The organism is Brevundimonas sp. (assembly GCF_047617075.1).
Lineage (GTDB): Bacteria > Pseudomonadota > Alphaproteobacteria > Caulobacterales > Caulobacteraceae > Brevundimonas.
On the sequence record NZ_JBLGCI010000014.1, the window covers coordinates 35,856 to 52,170 of the forward strand.

Annotated in this window: 15 protein-coding genes; 2 read left to right on the plus strand and 13 right to left on the minus strand. The window is 66.9% G+C overall.

The window, feature by feature from the left end:
* Positions 1-161 precede the first annotated feature (161 nt).
* The 4 genes from ACI8U3_RS13045 to ACI8U3_RS13060 are packed head-to-tail and all read right to left on the minus strand — an operon-like array spanning position 162 to position 4,312.
* Entirely contained in the window at positions 162-464 is a 303-nt protein-coding gene (locus ACI8U3_RS13045) for a hypothetical protein (protein WP_415015310.1), read from the minus strand.
* Entirely contained in the window at positions 461-3,004 is a 2,544-nt protein-coding gene (locus tag ACI8U3_RS13050; RefSeq protein ID WP_415015311.1) for a cbb3-type cytochrome c oxidase subunit I, read from the minus strand. Before ACI8U3_RS13050 ends, ACI8U3_RS13045 begins: the two co-directional genes overlap by 4 nt.
* Positions 3,001-3,975, minus strand: coding sequence for a cytochrome c oxidase subunit II (coxB, locus tag ACI8U3_RS13055; protein WP_415015312.1), 975 nt, complete (start codon positions 3,973-3,975; stop codon positions 3,001-3,003). Before coxB ends, ACI8U3_RS13050 begins: the two co-directional genes overlap by 4 nt.
* Positions 3,965-4,312 carry a c-type cytochrome gene (locus ACI8U3_RS13060; protein WP_415015349.1) on the minus strand — a complete coding sequence of 116 codons (348 nt, stop codon included), beginning with the start codon at positions 4,310-4,312 and terminating at the stop codon, positions 3,965-3,967. The genes coxB and ACI8U3_RS13060 overlap by 11 nt, the downstream gene beginning before the upstream one ends.
* Before the next feature lie 277 nt (positions 4,313-4,589).
* On the opposite strand from ACI8U3_RS13060, the gene ACI8U3_RS13065 reads away from it, so the two are divergent.
* A complete protein-coding gene (locus ACI8U3_RS13065) occupies positions 4,590-5,261 on the plus strand; it encodes a c-type cytochrome (RefSeq protein WP_415015313.1) in 672 nt (223 codons plus the stop codon).
* Here the strand turns inward: ACI8U3_RS13065 and ACI8U3_RS13070 are convergent.
* From ACI8U3_RS13070 to ACI8U3_RS13100, 7 genes are all read right to left on the minus strand, one after another.
* On the minus strand, positions 5,182-5,880 hold the full coding sequence (locus ACI8U3_RS13070) for a cytochrome b (RefSeq protein WP_415015314.1): 699 nt from the start codon (positions 5,878-5,880) through the stop codon (positions 5,182-5,184). The genes ACI8U3_RS13065 and ACI8U3_RS13070 overlap by 80 nt on opposite strands.
* A complete protein-coding gene (locus ACI8U3_RS13075) occupies positions 5,877-6,644 on the minus strand; it encodes a cytochrome c oxidase assembly protein (protein ID WP_415015315.1) in 768 nt (255 codons plus the stop codon). Before ACI8U3_RS13075 ends, ACI8U3_RS13070 begins: the two co-directional genes overlap by 4 nt.
* Before the next feature lie 78 nt (positions 6,645-6,722).
* Positions 6,723-8,597 carry an ATP-binding protein gene (locus tag ACI8U3_RS13080; protein WP_415015316.1) on the minus strand — a complete coding sequence of 625 codons (1,875 nt, stop codon included), beginning with the start codon at positions 8,595-8,597 and terminating at the stop codon, positions 6,723-6,725.
* A 70-nt stretch (positions 8,598-8,667) separates the two neighbouring features.
* Entirely contained in the window at positions 8,668-9,075 is a 408-nt protein-coding gene (locus ACI8U3_RS13085; RefSeq protein ID WP_415015317.1) for a hypothetical protein, read from the minus strand.
* A 60-nt stretch (positions 9,076-9,135) separates the two neighbouring features.
* Positions 9,136-10,248 carry an HAAS signaling domain-containing protein gene (locus ACI8U3_RS13090; RefSeq protein WP_415015318.1) on the minus strand — a complete coding sequence of 371 codons (1,113 nt, stop codon included), beginning with the start codon at positions 10,246-10,248 and terminating at the stop codon, positions 9,136-9,138.
* A 41-nt stretch (positions 10,249-10,289) separates the two neighbouring features.
* Positions 10,290-10,589, minus strand: coding sequence for a PadR family transcriptional regulator (locus tag ACI8U3_RS13095; RefSeq protein WP_415015350.1), 300 nt, complete (start codon positions 10,587-10,589; stop codon positions 10,290-10,292).
* A gap of 624 nt (positions 10,590-11,213) precedes the next feature.
* Complete coding sequence (locus tag ACI8U3_RS13100) at positions 11,214-11,951, minus strand: extensin family protein (RefSeq protein ID WP_415015319.1); 738 nt, start codon at positions 11,949-11,951, stop codon at positions 11,214-11,216.
* A gap of 78 nt (positions 11,952-12,029) precedes the next feature.
* On the opposite strand from ACI8U3_RS13100, the gene uvrB reads away from it, so the two are divergent.
* Positions 12,030-14,360: an excinuclease ABC subunit UvrB gene (uvrB, locus tag ACI8U3_RS13105; RefSeq protein WP_415015320.1), complete on the plus strand. Its 2,331-nt coding sequence runs from the start codon at positions 12,030-12,032 to the stop codon at positions 14,358-14,360.
* A 55-nt stretch (positions 14,361-14,415) separates the two neighbouring features.
* Here uvrB and ACI8U3_RS13110 read toward each other — a convergent pair whose 3' ends face one another.
* A complete protein-coding gene (locus ACI8U3_RS13110) occupies positions 14,416-15,360 on the minus strand; it encodes a retron St85 family RNA-directed DNA polymerase (protein WP_415015321.1) in 945 nt (314 codons plus the stop codon).
* Between the two features lie 2 nt (positions 15,361-15,362).
* Positions 15,363-16,307 (minus strand): retron St85 family effector protein, encoded by a 945-nt coding sequence (locus ACI8U3_RS13115; RefSeq protein ID WP_415015322.1) that lies wholly within the window; start codon positions 16,305-16,307, stop codon positions 15,363-15,365.
* Between the last annotated feature and the right edge of the window lie 8 nt (positions 16,308-16,315).

Consider the following 16,315-nt stretch of genomic DNA (forward strand, 5'->3'; position numbering starts at 1 on the left):
CCGCCGAGCTCCGCCCATAAACTCCGCTCACCCCAGCGAAGGCTGGGGTCCAGATCACAGGGCTGGGTATTTAACGGCTTGCATGACCACTCGTCTCTATTTCCAAGCTCTGTGTTCGGCATCTGGACCCCAGCCTTCGCTGGGGTGAGCGGGTGATTGAATTACCCCACCACCGCCGGCAGCCCCTGCCACAGGATCGAGATCGCCGAGATCGCCCCGCCCGTCGCCGCGATGATGTTCTCGAAGCCCATCTCGTCCCCGCCGCGCCGCCAGCGCCGGGCCGCCGCCACCGTCAGCCCGCCCGCCGCGATCAGACAGATCAGGGTGAAAATCCCCACCGCCGCCCGCGACAGCGGGTGGTCCGCGTCCGCCGCCACGTCGCCCACGCTGGCGATCACATAGACGCCCAGAAAATGGACCGTCCATACGATCAGTCCGCCCAGGATGTAGCCCCAGCGCTTCACAGGGCCACGCCCGGGAACAGCCGCGTCAGCAGCGCCGCCAGCCCCGCCTGCGCGGCCACGAACACAAAGAACAGGGCGATCACGTCATAGCTGGTGGGCCGCGCCGGGCTGACCCGCCCCCGCAGCCAGCGCATGACCACATACAGCGTCATCAGGGCGCAAACGATCACATAGAACCCCTGCCAGCCGATGAAGCTGAACACCGTCGACCCCTGCCCGCTGCGCGTCGGGTCCAGCCCCGCGCCGCTCCAGGTGACCCAGTCGATCCGCCACGCCGCCGCCATGGCGGCCCAGGCCAGCACCACCATGCCCGTGGCGATCATCGCCGCCCGGGGCCGGTCCAGCCGCACCACCTTGCGCGCCCCCAGCATCAGGGCGATCGACAGGACGTATCCGCCCACCACCACGATCAGGCTCCACATGGCCGGCGGGTCAATCCACATGTCCGGCCGGCGGCTCCACAGGAAGACGTAGGAGAACATGCTCATGGCCGCGACCACCCCCGCCACGAACAGCAGGATGGTCATGGCCCACCAGCCGTGGCTGGTCGTCCCAACGCCATAGGTCGGCAGTCGGATGCCCGCGCCCACGTCCACCATGTCCTTGCTCATGGGCTCGTCCAGCTTCCAGGCCCAGCCCATCAGGCACGCCACCGCGATCACCCCCGCCACGGCCGCCGCGCCATAGGCGCTGGGCACCAGCAGCATGAAGAACACCGCCGTGAAGATCGCCCCCCAGAAGTGCCACGGAGACGGCCGGGGCATGCGCGCCACATACTGCGGCTCGGCGTTCAGGGGGCTGGTGATCAGGGTCTCGCGCTCGCCGGTCGCCGTGCCCGGCAGGAAGTAGCGGCCCTCCTCCACTTCCTTTGACAACTCGGGATTGTCCCACAGCGGATACAGGCTCTTCACCACCGGGATCGAGCGGGTGGAGTACAGCCCGCTGGGCAGCCACTCCAGCCCGGGGGAGTCGAACACATTGCCCGCATTGCCCTCGGTCGCCGGGCGGAAGTTCCGGACCAGATCGATGATCACCGCCAGCACGCCCAGGGCGAACAGGAACGCGCCCACAGTCGAGATCAGATTGACCAGATCCAGCCCCCGGTCCGGCAGATAGGTGAACACCCGCCTTGGCATGCCCATCAGCCCGGTCAGGTGCATGGGCAGGAAGGTCACATGCATGCCGGTGAACATCAGCCAGAAGGCGATCTTGCCCGTCCGCTCCGACAGCCGCCGCCGACCCGCGAACGGCGTCCAGTAATAGATGGCCGCGAACACCGGGAACACCATCCCGCCGATCAGCACGTAGTGCAGGTGCGCCACGATGAAGTAGGTGTCGTGCACCACCCAGTCGAAGGGCACCATGGCCACCATCACCCCGGTCAGCCCGCCCATCACGAAGATCAGCAGCCCCCCCAGAATGAACAGTCCGGGCACGTTGAAGCGCATCTTCCCCGCCGCCATGGTGGCGATCCAGGCGAACACCTGCACCCCCGCCGGCAGGCTCACCGCCATGGATGCGGCCGAGAAGAAGCCCACCGACATGGTTGGCATGCCGGTGGTGAACATGTGGTGCGACCACACCCCGAAGCTGATGAAGCCGGTGGCGAGCATGGCCATCACCACCAGCGGATGCCCCACCAGCCGATGCCGCGCGATCACCGGGATCATGGTGGACATGGCCCCCGCCGCGGGCAGGAAGATGATGTAGACCTCCGGGTGGCCGAAGAACCAGAACAGGTGCTGCCACAGCAGCGGATCGCCGCCCCGCGCCGCGTCGAAGAACGGCCAGTCGAACAGCCGCTCCAGCTCCATCAGGGTGGTGGCCAGGATCACCGACGGGAAGGCGATGATGATCATCACCGCGAAGATCAGCATGGCCCAGGCGAAGATCGGCAGGCGCGCCAGGGTCATCCCCGGCGCCCGCGTGCGCATCACCCCGACGATGATCTCGATGGCCCCGGCGATGGCCGAGATCTCGATGAAGCCGATGCCCAGCAGCCAGAAATCGGCGTTGATGCCGGGCGAATAGGTCTTGCTGGTCAGGGGCGGGTACATGAACCACCCCCCGTCCGGCGCCAGGCTGAAGAAGATCGAGCAGAAGAAGATCAGCCCGCCCACCAGATAGGCCCACAGCGCATAGGCCCCCAGCCTCGGGAACGGCATGTCCCGCGCCCCCAGCACCTGCGGCAGCAGCAGCACCGCGATCGCCTCCACCATGGGCACCGCGAACAGGAACATCATGATGGTCCCGTGCATGGTGAACAGCTGGTTGTAGGTGTTCACGCCCACGAACCCGGCGTCGGGCACCGCCAGCTGGGTGCGCATCACCAGCGCCAGAATTCCCGCCAGCACGAAGAACAGGAAGGCCGCCCCGATGAACAGGATGCCCACATAGTTGTTATTGATCGCCGTGAACCAGCCCCAGCCTTTCGGCCCGCACCAGACTTCTTCCAGCGCCTTCAGCTCGCCGTCCGGCCGCGGCCCTTTCGTGGGGAAACGGTCATAGAGTTTGTGGTCGAACCCGGTCTCGGACTTCATTCCAGCCCGTCCAGATAGGCGGCTACGGCCTGCAGTTCATCGCCGGACATCGTGGTGTAGGCCGGCATGCGGTTGCCCGGCTTGATGCCCTGGCTGTCCGCGATCCAGCCCGCCAGCGTGCCGCGATTGTTGGGCAGGATCCCGGCCCCGATGGTCCGCCGGCTGGCCACATGGGTCAGGTCCGGTCCGGCCAGTCCCGAGGCGCCCGGCGCCCCGCGCACCACGTGACAGGCACCGCAGCCGTTGTCCTGAAACACCTCCAGCCCCTGCGCCGCCAGCGCGTCCGCAGGCGCCACCGCGGGCCGGGCTTGATCCGCCATCCAGGCGTCGAACTCATCGCGCGGCATGGCCACCACCACCAGCCCCATCAGGGCGTGCGGCCCGCCGCAGTATTCAGCGCATTGCCCACCGTAGGTTCCGGCTTCATCCGCTTGAAGTCTAAGGATATTCGTCCGTCCCGGAATCATGTCCAGCTTGGGGCCCAGTTGCGGAACCCAGAAGCTGTGGATCACGTCGGCGGACTCCAGTTCGAAGGTCACCGGCTCGCCCACAGGGATGCGCACCTCGTTGGCGGACTGCACCGCGCCGGCCTCCCCGCCCTCGGGGTTCAGATAGGCCACGCGCCACCACCACATCTCGCCGGTCACGCGCACCCGCATCTCGCCCGGCTCCGGCTCGCCGGTCAGGGCCGAGGTCAGGGACAGGCCCCAGATCAGCAGCGCGCTCAGCACCACCACGGGGAACGCCAGCCCGGCATACCAGATCAACCGTTGATTACCGATCTTCGCCTTCAGGCTCTCCCGCCCGAACAGCGCCATCACCAGCGCCGCGATCACGATCAACAGCACGGCGGCGCCCATGGCGAACACGCCCCACGACAGGGTCACCAGCGGTTCGGCGAACGGCCCCGCCGACGTCAGCGCCGGCGGCGGCCATCCGGCGAAGGCCGCGGTGCTCGCGTCAGTGCTCATAGAGCCAGGCCGCCACATCGCGCGCCTCCTCCTCGGTGATGGGCATGGGCGGCATGGCGGAGCCGGGGTCCACGGCAGGGGCGTTGATCAGATAGGGGATCAAGTTTTCAGGCCGGTTGGGCAGACCCGAGCCGATCAGCGCCCGGCCGCCCATCCCCGACAGCGGTGGACCGACCTGGCCTCGGGGCCAATCCAGCCCCGGCACTTCATGACACGCGCCGCAGCCGGCCTCGCTCATGATCTGGAGCCCGCGGTCGGGGTCGCCCGACGGCACGGTCCGCGTCTGCGTTTCCGCCGCGCCCGAACACGCCGCCAGCGCCAGCGTCATCACGACCATCCCCGTCACCCCCGCTCCGTTCATCCAGACCTAACCCAGCGTCGCCGCAACGGTTCCGTCGATTCCCTCTCCCGATGGGAGAGGGCTGCGCGCACGGATGCGACAGCATTCGTCGTTCGCGCGCAGGGTGAGGGTCGGACGGCGACCTTATGAAACACCCGGCCCTCATCCCCCGCGCAAGGACGAAGCCGCTTCGTGCCTTCGTGCGCGGGTCCCCCTTCTCCCAACGGGAGAAGGATTTCAGGAACCCCCGCCCCCACCCGGCGTTGGCCAAGCGATGCCGTACCGCGCCCTACCCGCCCTCCTCGCCGCGACGACCCTGGCCGCCTGCGCGCCGGGCGTGGACGAGTATGAAGACCCCTTCGTGGCCACCGGCGAAGTCGTCGCCCTGTCCGGCGGAGACGCGGGCGCGCAGGCCGCCTGCTTCACCTGCCACGGCATGAACGGCCAGGGCGACGGCGCGGAAACGCCGCGTATCGCCGGGCTGGACGAGGGCTACATCCTCAAGCAGCTCAACGACTACGGTTCGGACCTGCGGCCCCACGACCCCATGTCCTCCATCGCCCGGCGCCTTTCCGACGCCGACCGCGCTCGCGTGGCCCGCTACTATGCCGACATGCCGCCCCGCGCCGCTGCCCCCGCCGTCTCGCCGGCCGCCGACCGGATCGCCCAGGGCCGCGCCCTCTATCATCAGGGATTGCCGGATCAGAACGTCGCCGCCTGTTCGACCTGCCACGGCGCGGACGGCCAGGGTCTGGGCGGCGGCAACCCGCCTCTGACAGGCCAGTCACCCGCCTATCTGGCCGCCCAGCTGCGTCTCTGGCGGTCGGCGAAACGCCACAACGACCCGCGCGACGTCATGGGCGCCGTCAGCCGGCCGCTTTCCGACGACCAGATCGCGGCGGTTTCCGCTTACGCGGCATCTCTTCCTCATCCGTCTCCGGAATGACCTCGATGGGCTCGCCGTCCAGCTCGTGGGCGATGGGCAGCATGCCGGGCAGCACATTGTCCTTGTCGAACACATAGTGCTTCAGGGCCGCCGCCACGTGGCCCATGATCAGGAAGGTGATGCCCCATATCATGAAGAAGTGGATGCGTTCCGCTGCCCACTGCACCTGCCACAGCCCTTCCTGCGACAGGCTCCCCACCGGCAGGCGCGGCGCCGGGATCACCCCGCCCAGCATCAGCTGCATCTCCGGCGCCGTGGCCGACAGCATCAGCCAGCCCGACAGGGGCAGGCCCACGATGAAGATGTAGAACAGAAAGTGCGTGAGCCGCGACACCTGGCTCTCCCAGCCTGGCTCGTCCGCGTCATTCACCGGGCCCGGGATCATCAGCCGCCAGATGGCCCGCAGCACGGCCAGCAGCAGGATCAGCAGGCCCACATCAGCGTGCAGCTGATAGGCCGCCACCTTGTCGCCGCCCACCGGAATGCCCGACGTCCACCAGCCCCACACCAGCTGAAACAGCACCAGCGCCGCCATGGTCCAGTGAAAGGTGATGGCCACTGGCGACCAGCGGCCCTCCGACGTGTGGCTGTCGGCCCAGACCCTCAGCCGCGTGATCATGCGACCCGCTCGCCCGCATCGGCCTCGCCGAAGCCGACCCGCCGCATCAGCAGGATCAGCGCCGTCGCCAGATAGGCGCCCGCCGCCGGCGCCCACATGATCAGCCCGCCCGCCTGCTGGTCCTCCAGCGGCGTCAACCCCCAGGCCAGGGTGGTGGCGAAGTGGGGCGCATACAGGGGCTCACCCGCGAAGGTGATCAGGGCGCCCAGCGCGCCCATCTGCACCATGGTGGCGATCAGCGCCAGCAAGGCGTGCTGGATCGGCGCCAGCCGCACCCCGCGCCAGAACATCAGCGCCGCGCCGATCAGGCCCGTCTGCATGACCCAGTATTGAATGTCGCCGGTCAGCGACCAGCCATAGGCCCCCGGCGCATGCCAGAACCACAGCAGGATCGCCTGCGCGGCCGTGGCGCTCCACAACAGCGCCCGCCCCCCGAACAGGCGCTCAAGCCGCTGACGCGGCGCCGCCACCACCAGCAGCCCGGCCCCCAGCGTCAGCACCGCCACATGATGCCCCACCCTTGCAGCGAACAGGGCCGAGGTCAGGGCGCACAGGGGCGACACGAAGGCGATGAAGAACAAGCTCCATCCAGCCCCGAACACCAGCCGCTCGCGCGTCGAGGCATCCCGGCCCCAGGTCATGCCATAGGCCACGGCCACTGCGATCAGGGCGCCGATCAACACCGGGTCCAGATTCCACGCAGCCCACACGGCGCCTGGGTCCGGCGCCGCTCCGCAATAGGGTTGGAAACTCAGAATCGTCATGGCCCCCGCCTGGTTCGCGATCCTGTTTCAATCCCTCGCCCGCTGGGGGGTTCCCACCGGACCCTGCGCGGGCCCGGATCAGGCCGTGGCGCAGGCGCCGGGTTCAGACTCCCGGCGACCACGAGCGCCCCAGGCGGCGGTCTTGGCCAGCAGCTCGGGCATCATCACCGGCTTGGCGATGCAGTCCTGCATGCCGGCCTCCAGATAGGTCCGCACCTGGGAATCCAGCGTATTCGCGGTCAGCGCCACGATGGGCGTCGTCGTCCCGGCCCCGCCCAGGGCCCGGATCGTGCGCGCCGCCTCGACCCCGTCCATGACGGGCATCTGGATGTCCATCAACACCAGGTCATAGGTTCCGCCCAGGAACGCCTTGACCGCCTGGACCCCGTCATCGGCCGTGTCGCAGGCGTGCCCCTGGCTGGCCAGCATCGCCACCACCACCGCCCGGTTGCTGGCGTGATCATCGGCGTACAGCACCCGCAGCGGACCACCATCGCCCGCCTCGTCAACCTTTACGCCCGCGGCCTGGGCCAGTGGCAGAAAGACGCTCAGCTCGAACCGCGAACCGCCGCCGGGGCTTATCGAGGCGCGCACGGTTCCGCCCATCAAATCGGCCAGCTCCTTGCATACCGCCAGACCCAGGCCCCCACCGCCCTTGCGCCGGGTCGCGCCGTCGTCCGCCTGCACGAAGCGGTCGAACAGCGCAGCGATGCGGTTCTCGTCGATACCCGGCCCGGTGTCGCTCACCGAAATCGTCAGCTCGGCCCCTCCACCCCGCGCCGCGCCTTCCAGCCGGATCACGATCCCGCCGGTCTCGGTGAACTTGACCGCATTGCCCACGAAATGGTCGAGGATCAGCCCCAGCCGCTCGGCATCCCCCTCGACGGCGGCGACCGCGCCCGCCTCCACCGTCAGGGCCAGCCCCTTGTCCGCCGCCTCGCGCGCAAACCGATCCGCCGCCTCGCGCAGCACAGCCTCGGGCTCGAACGGCTCGGCCTTCAGGCTCACCTCGCCCGCGTCCAGAGCGGCCAGCAGGATCATGTCGTTGACGGCGCCCAGCAGGGTTTCGCCCGCCGCCCCGATGCGCCGCGCCTGCCCGCGCAGGTCCTCATCGTCCACCCGCGCCTCCAGCACGGCGGAAAAGCCCAGAATGGCGTTCAGCGGCGTGCGCAGCTCGTGACTCATATTGGCCAGGAAGCGCTGCCGGGCCTCGGCCAGTCCGGCCCGCTGCTCGGCGGTCCGGGCCGCGCGCTCGGCCTCGATCTGGGCGGTCACGTCCTGTTCGTTCAGCAGCACCCCAGGCGTTCCCGTGGCCGGATCGGTCACCGGCCGCGCGTCCAGATAGTGCCAGCGCTCGCCATCCGGCGTGGTGACCCGGCGCAGGTCCGCGCAGGCCTCGCCCGCCGTCGCCCGGGCCAGCATCCGCGCGCCCGCGTCGGGCTCCGCGAACCGTTCCGCGAAGCCGAGCTCCCCGGGCCCATAGGTGCGGAAGGCGGCCGGATTGCTGAACACCGCCCGGCCTTCGCGATCAAACAGGGTGATGATGCTGGAGGTGTGCCTCAAGGCCTCGACGGCCCGGCGTTCGCCCTCGTTGGTCTCTTCCGGCGCCGCCTCGAACAGCAGCACCGCCCGCCCGTCCGGCATGCGGAATGTCGAGATAGCCGCCTGAACCGTCAGCGGCTCGCCGTTCGGATAAAAGGTCCAGCGCTCGGTGACCACCGCGCCGCCCGCCGTGGCTTGGGCCAGTCGGTCCGTTCGCGCCCGCACCGCCGGCGACAACTGCGAGAAATCCCGCGCCAGCAGCTCCTCGCGGCTATCGGCGCCCCACAGCTCCAGAGCGTAGGGATTGGCGTACAGCCCCCGACAGCTCACCGGATCGAACAGCCAGACCGCCCGGCTCAGGGCGTCCCAGCCCACCGCCTCCGGCGGCATTGTCGCCACGACATCGACCACGCGTGAAAACCCTCAAGACGCCCTTCGCGTCTCTCATGGCACGCCGCGATTGCCCAATGCTTAAGCGTCGTCAGTTCGCGCCCGGCCGCCGCCCCGCCTCCAGGATCGGCATGCCCGCCTCGGTGGGGATGTAGATCACCTGGCGGTCGCCCTGCCCGGCGGTCTCCTCCAGCATGTGGATGTAGGACCAGCGCAGATAGTTCTCCGGCCCGCCCAGGCTCTCGGCCATGATGCGGTTGGCCTCGTTGGTGCCGCGCGCCCGGGCGATCTCCGCCTCGGCGGTCAGCTGGGCCGAGTCCAGCGCCGCCTGCGCCTCCAGCACCCGGATGCGCCGGTCCTGCACCGCCTGCTCATAGGCGGCGCGGCCCTGCATCTGCTTGCGATAGACATTGTACTGGGGCCATCCCACCAGGAAGCCGAGGATCATCGCCACGATCACGCCGGTGATGATGATGGTCGCCTTGACGTCGCTGCGCATGATCGGTCTCCCCTTGAACAGGCGCCGGTGATGCCTCGCCGGGGCGACCGTGGCAAGGCGTCACCCGCGCCGGTCCACGCCCGTCACGAACCGCCCGGCCGCCCCCAGCAGGGTGAAGACCTCGGCGAGGAAGATCAGGGCCGTGACCAGCATCAGCCCCGTGGGAACCACCAGCTCGCCCGTGCTCCACAACATCCGCACCCGGTCCACGAAGGCCTGCGCCGTATCCACCGCGACCACCGGCGCCATGGGCGAATACAGCCAGAACCAGCCGATGAAGCCCAGGCTGGCTACACTGAACGCCACATCCCCGAACGCCGTGAACCGCACCGGCGACCCCATGGCCGCCCGCATCAGGTGGAAGGCCGCCCGCGCCAGACCGAAGGCCAGCATCGGCCACCAGATCCAGGCGATCGTCTCGTTGACCAACAGGCCGTAATCGACCCCGTCCACGATCAGCTCGCCGCCGATCACACCCGGCCGGATCTCGCCCCCGATCACCCCGATCCACCACAGCACGAACACGCCCCAGGCGACGCCCGAGGCCACCGCTCGCGCCGTCGGCGACATGGCGCCCGTTCCATTCCACGACGCGGCCGTCTCCTTCGTCCCGTCGGCCCGCTCGCCGCCCACCATGTCCGCGGCCTTGCCGGCCCAGGCGCTGGAGAACACCCCCATCTCGAACAGGCCCAGATCCCGCGCCCGCCATTCGGTCAGGAAGGAGGGCTTGTCCTTCATGCGCTCGATGATGAAGCCCGCCACGGTGGCGAAGCCCACGATCATCATGCCGCTCCACAGCAGGCCGTGGATCGCCTGGCCGAAGGCCTGGGCCCCGTCCACCTCGCCCACCAGCACCCGCACCACCGCCCCGATCACGGTGATGATCGCCAGCACCGTCAGCGCCGTCTTCACCCCGAACAGCCACCAGGGATACAGCTCCGGCCCCACTACGTGATGCGGCCCGGCGCCGAAGCGCGCGGCCACCGCCAGCGGGTGCCCCATCTCGCGCAGCACCGCCTCCTCCTCCGCCTCGGTCAGCGGGCGGCCCAGCTCGGCCTCCCGGTCCTCCATTCGGCTCATCAGCGCGTCGCGCAGTTCCGCGATCACGTCCTCCCGCCCGGCCGCCGGCAACTGCGCCGCCACCGCCTTCAGATATTTCTCCGTCAGGGTCATGCCCCGCCCTCCATCCCTTGATTGATTGAACCCGGCGCCGCTCACAGCATCCGCTCCAGCGAGGCCGAGAGGCCCCGCCATTCCTCCGCCAGCCGCGCCAGCATCGTCTCGCCCAGCGGCGACAGCCGGTAGAACCGCTTCTTTCGCCGGTCCTCCTCGCGCCATTCGCTGGTCAGCAGCCCTTGGCTCTCCAGCCGCCGCAGCAGGGGATAGAGGGTGCTCTCCTCCATCTCGATCCCGTCCTGGCCCAGCGCCACCCGCAGCGAATAGCCGTATTGCTCGGTCCTGAGCCGCGCCAGAACCGCCAGCACCAGCGACCCCCGCCGCAGCTCCAGCCGCATCGCCTCAAACAGCTCACCCTCGCCCACAAGCCATCTCCGCTGACGTCACATAGTGTGTGCCACACAGTGTATGCGGCATACTGTACGAGGGAGTCAACCTATCCCCACCCCCAACCGCTCATCCCGGCGAAGGCCGGGATCCAGATCATAGGGCGGGGTGTCAGGGGCGTCGCACATCCACCCTGCGACCACGTCATGGACCGCGCCATCGCATCTGGATCCCGGCCTTCGCCGGGATGAGCGGTGGAGGGGTGTGATGCGCCGGGGACGTGAAAGCGGGGCCTCGTGAGACTCCCGTTGCACTGTTTTTCGCATCCGGAGTCTCGCGGCCCTTGTCATCCCGGCCGACGCGCAGCGGAGCGCCGGGACCGGCGACGCTATCGGCCACCCCGCCCGGACAGCCGCGAGGCTGAGCCGGGCGACCGGCGCCGGGAACCCTCGGCCCGGATCGCGTCCGGGCCTAGGGATGAGGGCGCCGTCCCGTCCCGGATAGCGCCTGCGGCGCTTCCGGGATGACAAGGCGTTAGACTCCGATTGCACTGTTTTTCGCTCCGGCAGTGCAACGCCCGGACCCGATTTCAGACGTTTCAGACCATTCAGACCCTCTTTTTCAGAGTCTGAAATCTACCGGCAGAACGCCCGGCCCCCCGTCGCCTCCAGATGCAGGTGATCATCATGGAAGGCGTTGTAGTCGGGGCTCAGGACGGTCCCGAACACCCGGCAGGCGTCGTCGCGGATGCGGCGCAGGAAGCGGGCTTCCGGGCCGTTTCCGTTCCAGTCGCTGGCCACGGTGATGCGGCGGCCGTCCCTCAGGCGCACGCCCGAGAAGTCCAGGGCGGCGGCCAGGCCGTGGGCGCTGGGACGGTTGCCCGCCACATTGTTCACCGGGCGGCAGGCGTAGGTGCCGAAATGGTCAATGGATACAACATCCTGACCGAAGATTTCGCGGGCGGCGGGCTCCACCGACTGGCGCCGCCAGATGCTGATGGCCAGGGCCGTCTGGCAGGTAACCACCGGGTCGCCGGGCGTCATGCGCGCCACCGTGCCCATGTCGGGCCCCAGAGTCCCGGCGTCGTACAGGCCGCAGCTGCCGCCCCGCGCCTCGTCCGGCCGGGTGCTGAACCGCACGTCCGCCGCCGACAGCTGGGCCAGGCACCGGCCAAGTACGCCGCCCTCGCCCAGCACCGCCTCCCGCGTGCCCCCGTCGATGGGCCGGTCGATCAGCACCTCGCTGATGGACGCCGGCGGCGCACCTGACGGCGTCGGCCCAGGCTGGTATGGGCCATAGGGCTGCGGCTCGGGCAGCAACCGCCCGCACCCGGCCAGCAGCAGGATCAGCAACAGGGGTGCGAGGGCGCGCATGGGACCTCCGGGTGAGTCGGGGCGCCCAGCTTATCATCCCCCTAGCCGTCCGCCTCCCGCGTCACTACCTTGGCGTTCATGGCCCGTTCTCCCTCGAAATCCGCCAAGCCCGTCCACACTCCGGGCATGTCCGACATGTCAGGGACGTTCGTGCATGACGCGCCGCCCAAGGGCGGGAAAATGCCCATGTTCGCGCCCGTCACCGGCCCGCGCCTGACGCCGGAGATCGCGCCGGGCGTGGACGCCGACTGGACCCCTCACCGGCCCTCGCGCCCGGACAAGCGGGTGAAGACGCCCTTTCGCATGGTGGCCCCGTTCGAGCCCGCCGGCGACCAGCCCGCCGCCATCGCCGAGCTCGTCGCCACCGCCGAGGCCGGCGAGCGGGATCAGGTGCTGCTGGGCGTCACCGGCTCGGGCAAGACCTTCACCATGGCCAAGGTCATCGAACAGACCCAGCGCCCGGCCCTGATCCTGGCCCACAACAAGACCCTGGCGGCCCAGCTCTATTCCGAGTTCAAGAGCTTCTTCCCCGACAATGCGGTGGAGTATTTCGTCTCGTACTACGACTACTACCAGCCCGAGGCCTACGTCCCGCGCACCGACACCTACATCGAGAAGGACAGCTCCATAAACGAGCAGATCGACCGCATGCGGCACTCGGCGACGCGGGCGATTCTGGAGCGGGACGACGTGATCGTGGTGGCCTCGGTGTCGTGCATCTACGGCATCGGCTCGGTGGAGACCTACACCGCCATGACCTTCGACCTGAAGGTGGGCCAGACCATCGACGAGGCCAAGCTGCGGGCCGATCTGATCGCCCTGCAGTACAAGCGCAACGACGCCGCCTTCGACCGGGGCATGTTCAGGAAGCGCGGCGACACCATCGAGATTTTCCCGGTCCACCAGGAGGACCGCGCCTGGCGCATCAGCCTGTTCGGCGACGAGATCGAGTCCATCGCCGAGTTCGACCCCCTCACGGGCAAGAAGACCGCCGATCTGGAGGAGGTCACCGTCTATGCGGCCAGCCACTATGTGACCCCGCGCCCCACCCTCAACCAGGCCATCACCGGCATCAAGGCCGAGCTTAAGGAGACCCTCGACTGGATGGTCGAGAACGGCAAGCTGCTCGAAGCCCAGCGCCTCGAACAGCGCACCCGCTTCGACCTGGAGATGATGGAGGCCACCGGCTCCTGCGCCGGCATCGAGAACTACTCCCGCTGGCTGACCGGCCGCAGCCCCGGCGAGCCCCCGCCCACCTTCTTCGAATACATCCCCGACAACGCCCTGCTGTTCGTGGACGAGAGCCACGTCACCATCGGCCAGATCAACGCCATGTTCCGGGGCGACTACCGGCGCAAGGCGACCCTGGCCGAATACGGCTTCCGCCTGCCCTCCTGCATCGACAACCGCCCGCTGAAGTTCGAGGAATGGGACGCCATGCGGCCCCAGACCGTCCACGTCTCCGCCACCCCCGGCCCGTGGGAGCTGGACCGCACCGGCGGCGTCTTCACCGAACAGGTCATCCGCCCCACCGGCCTGATCGACCCGCCGGTGGACGTGCGCCCGGTCTCGAAGGACGGCTTCTCCCAGGTGGACGACGTCATCGCCGAGGTGAAGGACGTGGCCCGCGCCGGCTACCGCTCCCTCGTCACCGTCCTGACCAAGAAGATGGCCGAGGACCTGACCGAATACATGCATGAGCAGGGCGTGCGCGTCCGCTACATGCACAGCGACGTGGACACCATCGAGCGCATCGAGATCCTGCGCGACCTGCGCCTGGGCTCATTCGACGTGCTGGTGGGCATCAACCTGCTGCGCGAGGGCCTGGACATTCCGGAGTGCGGCCTGGTCGCCATTCTGGACGCCGACAAGGAAGGCTTCCTGCGCTCGGAGACCTCCCTGATCCAGACCATCGGCCGCGCCGCCCGCAACGTGGACGGCCGCGTCATCCTCTACGCCGACCGCATCACCGGCTCCATGGAGCGCGCAATGGCCGAGACCGACCGCCGGCGGGAGAAGCAGCAGGCCTGGAACGCCGCACACGGCATCACGCCCGAAAGCGTCAAGTCCAACATCAAGGACATCATCGAGAGCCCCTACGAATCCCGCGCCCTGGACAAGCTGACCGCCCCGGGCGTCAAGGAGGACTCAAAACCCTTCGTCGGCACAAACTTCCAGGCCGCCCTCAAGGACCTGGAATCCCGCATGCGCGAGGCCGCCGCCAACCTGGAGTTCGAGCAAGCCGCCCGCCTGCGCGACGAGATCAAGCACATGAAGCTCATGGACCTGGAATTCGCCAACGAGGCCCTGACGGCGCCGGGCGAGGCCGTGGACAAGGATGCGCCCAAGCGGGACCGCGCGGCGGCGCGCGCGGCGTCGGCGGAGGCGTTCAGGAAGGGGCGGTTGTAGGGGGCTGAGCTCCGCAGTAGTCAGGTCGCTCGGCCGACGCAGTAATATGGCGGGCCTAGTCCCGAACACGCGCCGGAGGATCGAATTCAAGAATTCGATCAATAACGGAACTGCCGTACTTCGCCCTTAGGGTGTCGAGAAATGTGGCTTCTACAGCGATCACGAAACCGAACTGGCCCTTCAAGTGGCTGAGTTGCAAGACGTCGAGTTGACCCAGCGAAGCACGATGAACCATCGAAGAAATAAGGCGTTTTCGATCTCGGCCAAGCGAGACGCGTCGTTCAGGCGTGATAATTAGCCCAGTCACCATCCGACGCTCTCCGGGACCGTAGAGACCCCGCTTCGATTCATTGAAGCTCAAGTTTGGGGATCGCATCTTCCTTACGAGCTGGGTGACGTGCCGCTCCGTGTCTAGGATCGCAGCTCGTGAGTTCGCCGAGAACGTGAGGTCATCCGCGTAACGCGTGTAGATCACCCCGCGCTCGCTCGCTGCTTGGCTAACATCAGCGTCGAACGAATACATCAGCATATTGGAGACGTGCGGTGACGTTGGTGCTCCTATGGAGAGGCATTTAGGTGAAAACCCTCCGTCTCCCCAAAACAGTATCCGCTCATATGCTGTAGAGTCCTCGATAAGGATCTCAGTAAATGTTCCGCTTCTCGCGTAGTTGCGCCAATCCTTGACCTTGATGCTAGGGAAAAAGTCAGTGAAGTCCAATTTGAGGATATACCTGTTCGCCTTGTGAGCGTCCGCGTTGTCAATAATGCCTTTGCCCGTGACATACGCCGTCGCTGCGGGGTGGACAGGAGCTGCGCGTAACTTGCTTGCTAGCAGATATCGTTGAATTGTTTTTAGCGTTGCAGAAGGCTGAGCAATTGTCCTGCTTCCACCATTTCGCTTGGGGATATCGAATACCTTGTACCGAGCCGGTGCCGCATACAAAAAACGGGCGACATCAGCAGGCCCTACCTCCATCAACGCAGAAATTTCGTCGATCAAGCTCATTTGGACTTTGCCCGTCGCTCGGCCACGACCTTCTTTATGTGGACAGGCAATTTTTCCGCACCCTCGAAATCCTCGCGGACCCGAAGGCGTCGACCCAGGATGTCTTTGTCCACGAGATCGCCGGAAAAGCGATACTCCAAGGGGTCTCCATTCCCCAAAGCGAAGTAGTATTCCTTGTTGGAGTATTTTTGGCGATCAATCCACCCCACAACCTTGAGGCAGAATAAGACATCTCTAAGATCGGACAGCGTCATGTCAGCGTATATTCGCCTTACAGCGGTCAGCATAACATTGATGGAGGCGGCGTAAGCGAGATACAAAGTCCAGTATACGACAAAGAACTTCCTGACTTCGTACTCCAGATGGAACTGTCGGCTGGCAGGTACTGCATCAACATTTGCTGATATGAACGATTTTATTTCCTTGTAATGCGGGGTAGCGGATCGGCGAACGAAGCGCCCCTGCCCATTCGTCGTCCACGGATAGAAGGCGACGAAATCCTCGTCTTCATCCATGACCTTTTGTATTGGACCGAACCGCACAAACGATTCCGATTCTTCGTACTTCGTCTGAGAAATCACACGGAGCGACGGCCGTATAGTGTCATTCATTGAGAAAGCCCCGAGTTCCGCCAAAGAGCCGGGACTTTCAGATATAACGAGAACCAAAGACGCGATCCGCGCTATGTCCTCCTCAAATGAAATAAGATCGTCATAATTTGTGTCGCGATAGAGCTTATTTGCGCTCTCTGCGAATACAATTTTCGCCTTCAACTTTAATGATCTTGTACGGCAAAGATAATCGCGGAGGCTCTTGGCCGGTCCCCGAACATCAGGCTCCAGCATCTCTCCGCCACAGAAAAATATAGATTTGAAGGGTGGCCGAAATCTCGTCGGACGCCCCTCTATGTCGGCATATAGTTGGGCAAGCTCTTCCGACAATGAGGCTC

What these genes read in the sequence shown, in the direction of transcription:
- ACI8U3_RS13050 (WP_415015311.1), bottom strand. Translation starts at nt 3,004, where the DNA reads ATGAAGTCCGAGACCGGGTTCGACCACAAACTCTATGACCGTTTCCCC.
- coxB (WP_415015312.1), bottom strand. Translation starts at nt 3,975, where the DNA reads ATGAGCACTGACGCGAGCACCGCGGCCTTCGCCGGATGGCCGCCGCCG.
- ACI8U3_RS13060 (WP_415015349.1), bottom strand. Translation starts at nt 4,312, where the DNA reads ATGGTCGTGATGACGCTGGCGCTGGCGGCGTGTTCGGGCGCGGCGGAA.
- ACI8U3_RS13065 (WP_415015313.1), top strand. Translation starts at nt 4,590, where the DNA reads ATGCCGTACCGCGCCCTACCCGCCCTCCTCGCCGCGACGACCCTGGCC.
- ACI8U3_RS13070 (WP_415015314.1), bottom strand. Translation starts at nt 5,880, where the DNA reads ATGATCACGCGGCTGAGGGTCTGGGCCGACAGCCACACGTCGGAGGGC.
- ACI8U3_RS13075 (WP_415015315.1), bottom strand. Translation starts at nt 6,644, where the DNA reads ATGACGATTCTGAGTTTCCAACCCTATTGCGGAGCGGCGCCGGACCCA.
- ACI8U3_RS13085 (WP_415015317.1), bottom strand. Translation starts at nt 9,075, where the DNA reads ATGCGCAGCGACGTCAAGGCGACCATCATCATCACCGGCGTGATCGTG.
- ACI8U3_RS13090 (WP_415015318.1), bottom strand. Translation starts at nt 10,248, where the DNA reads ATGACCCTGACGGAGAAATATCTGAAGGCGGTGGCGGCGCAGTTGCCG.
- ACI8U3_RS13095 (WP_415015350.1), bottom strand. Translation starts at nt 10,589, where the DNA reads ATGCGGCTGGAGCTGCGGCGGGGGTCGCTGGTGCTGGCGGTTCTGGCG.
- ACI8U3_RS13100 (WP_415015319.1), bottom strand. Translation starts at nt 11,951, where the DNA reads ATGCGCGCCCTCGCACCCCTGTTGCTGATCCTGCTGCTGGCCGGGTGC.
- uvrB (WP_415015320.1), top strand. Translation starts at nt 12,030, where the DNA reads ATGGCCCGTTCTCCCTCGAAATCCGCCAAGCCCGTCCACACTCCGGGC.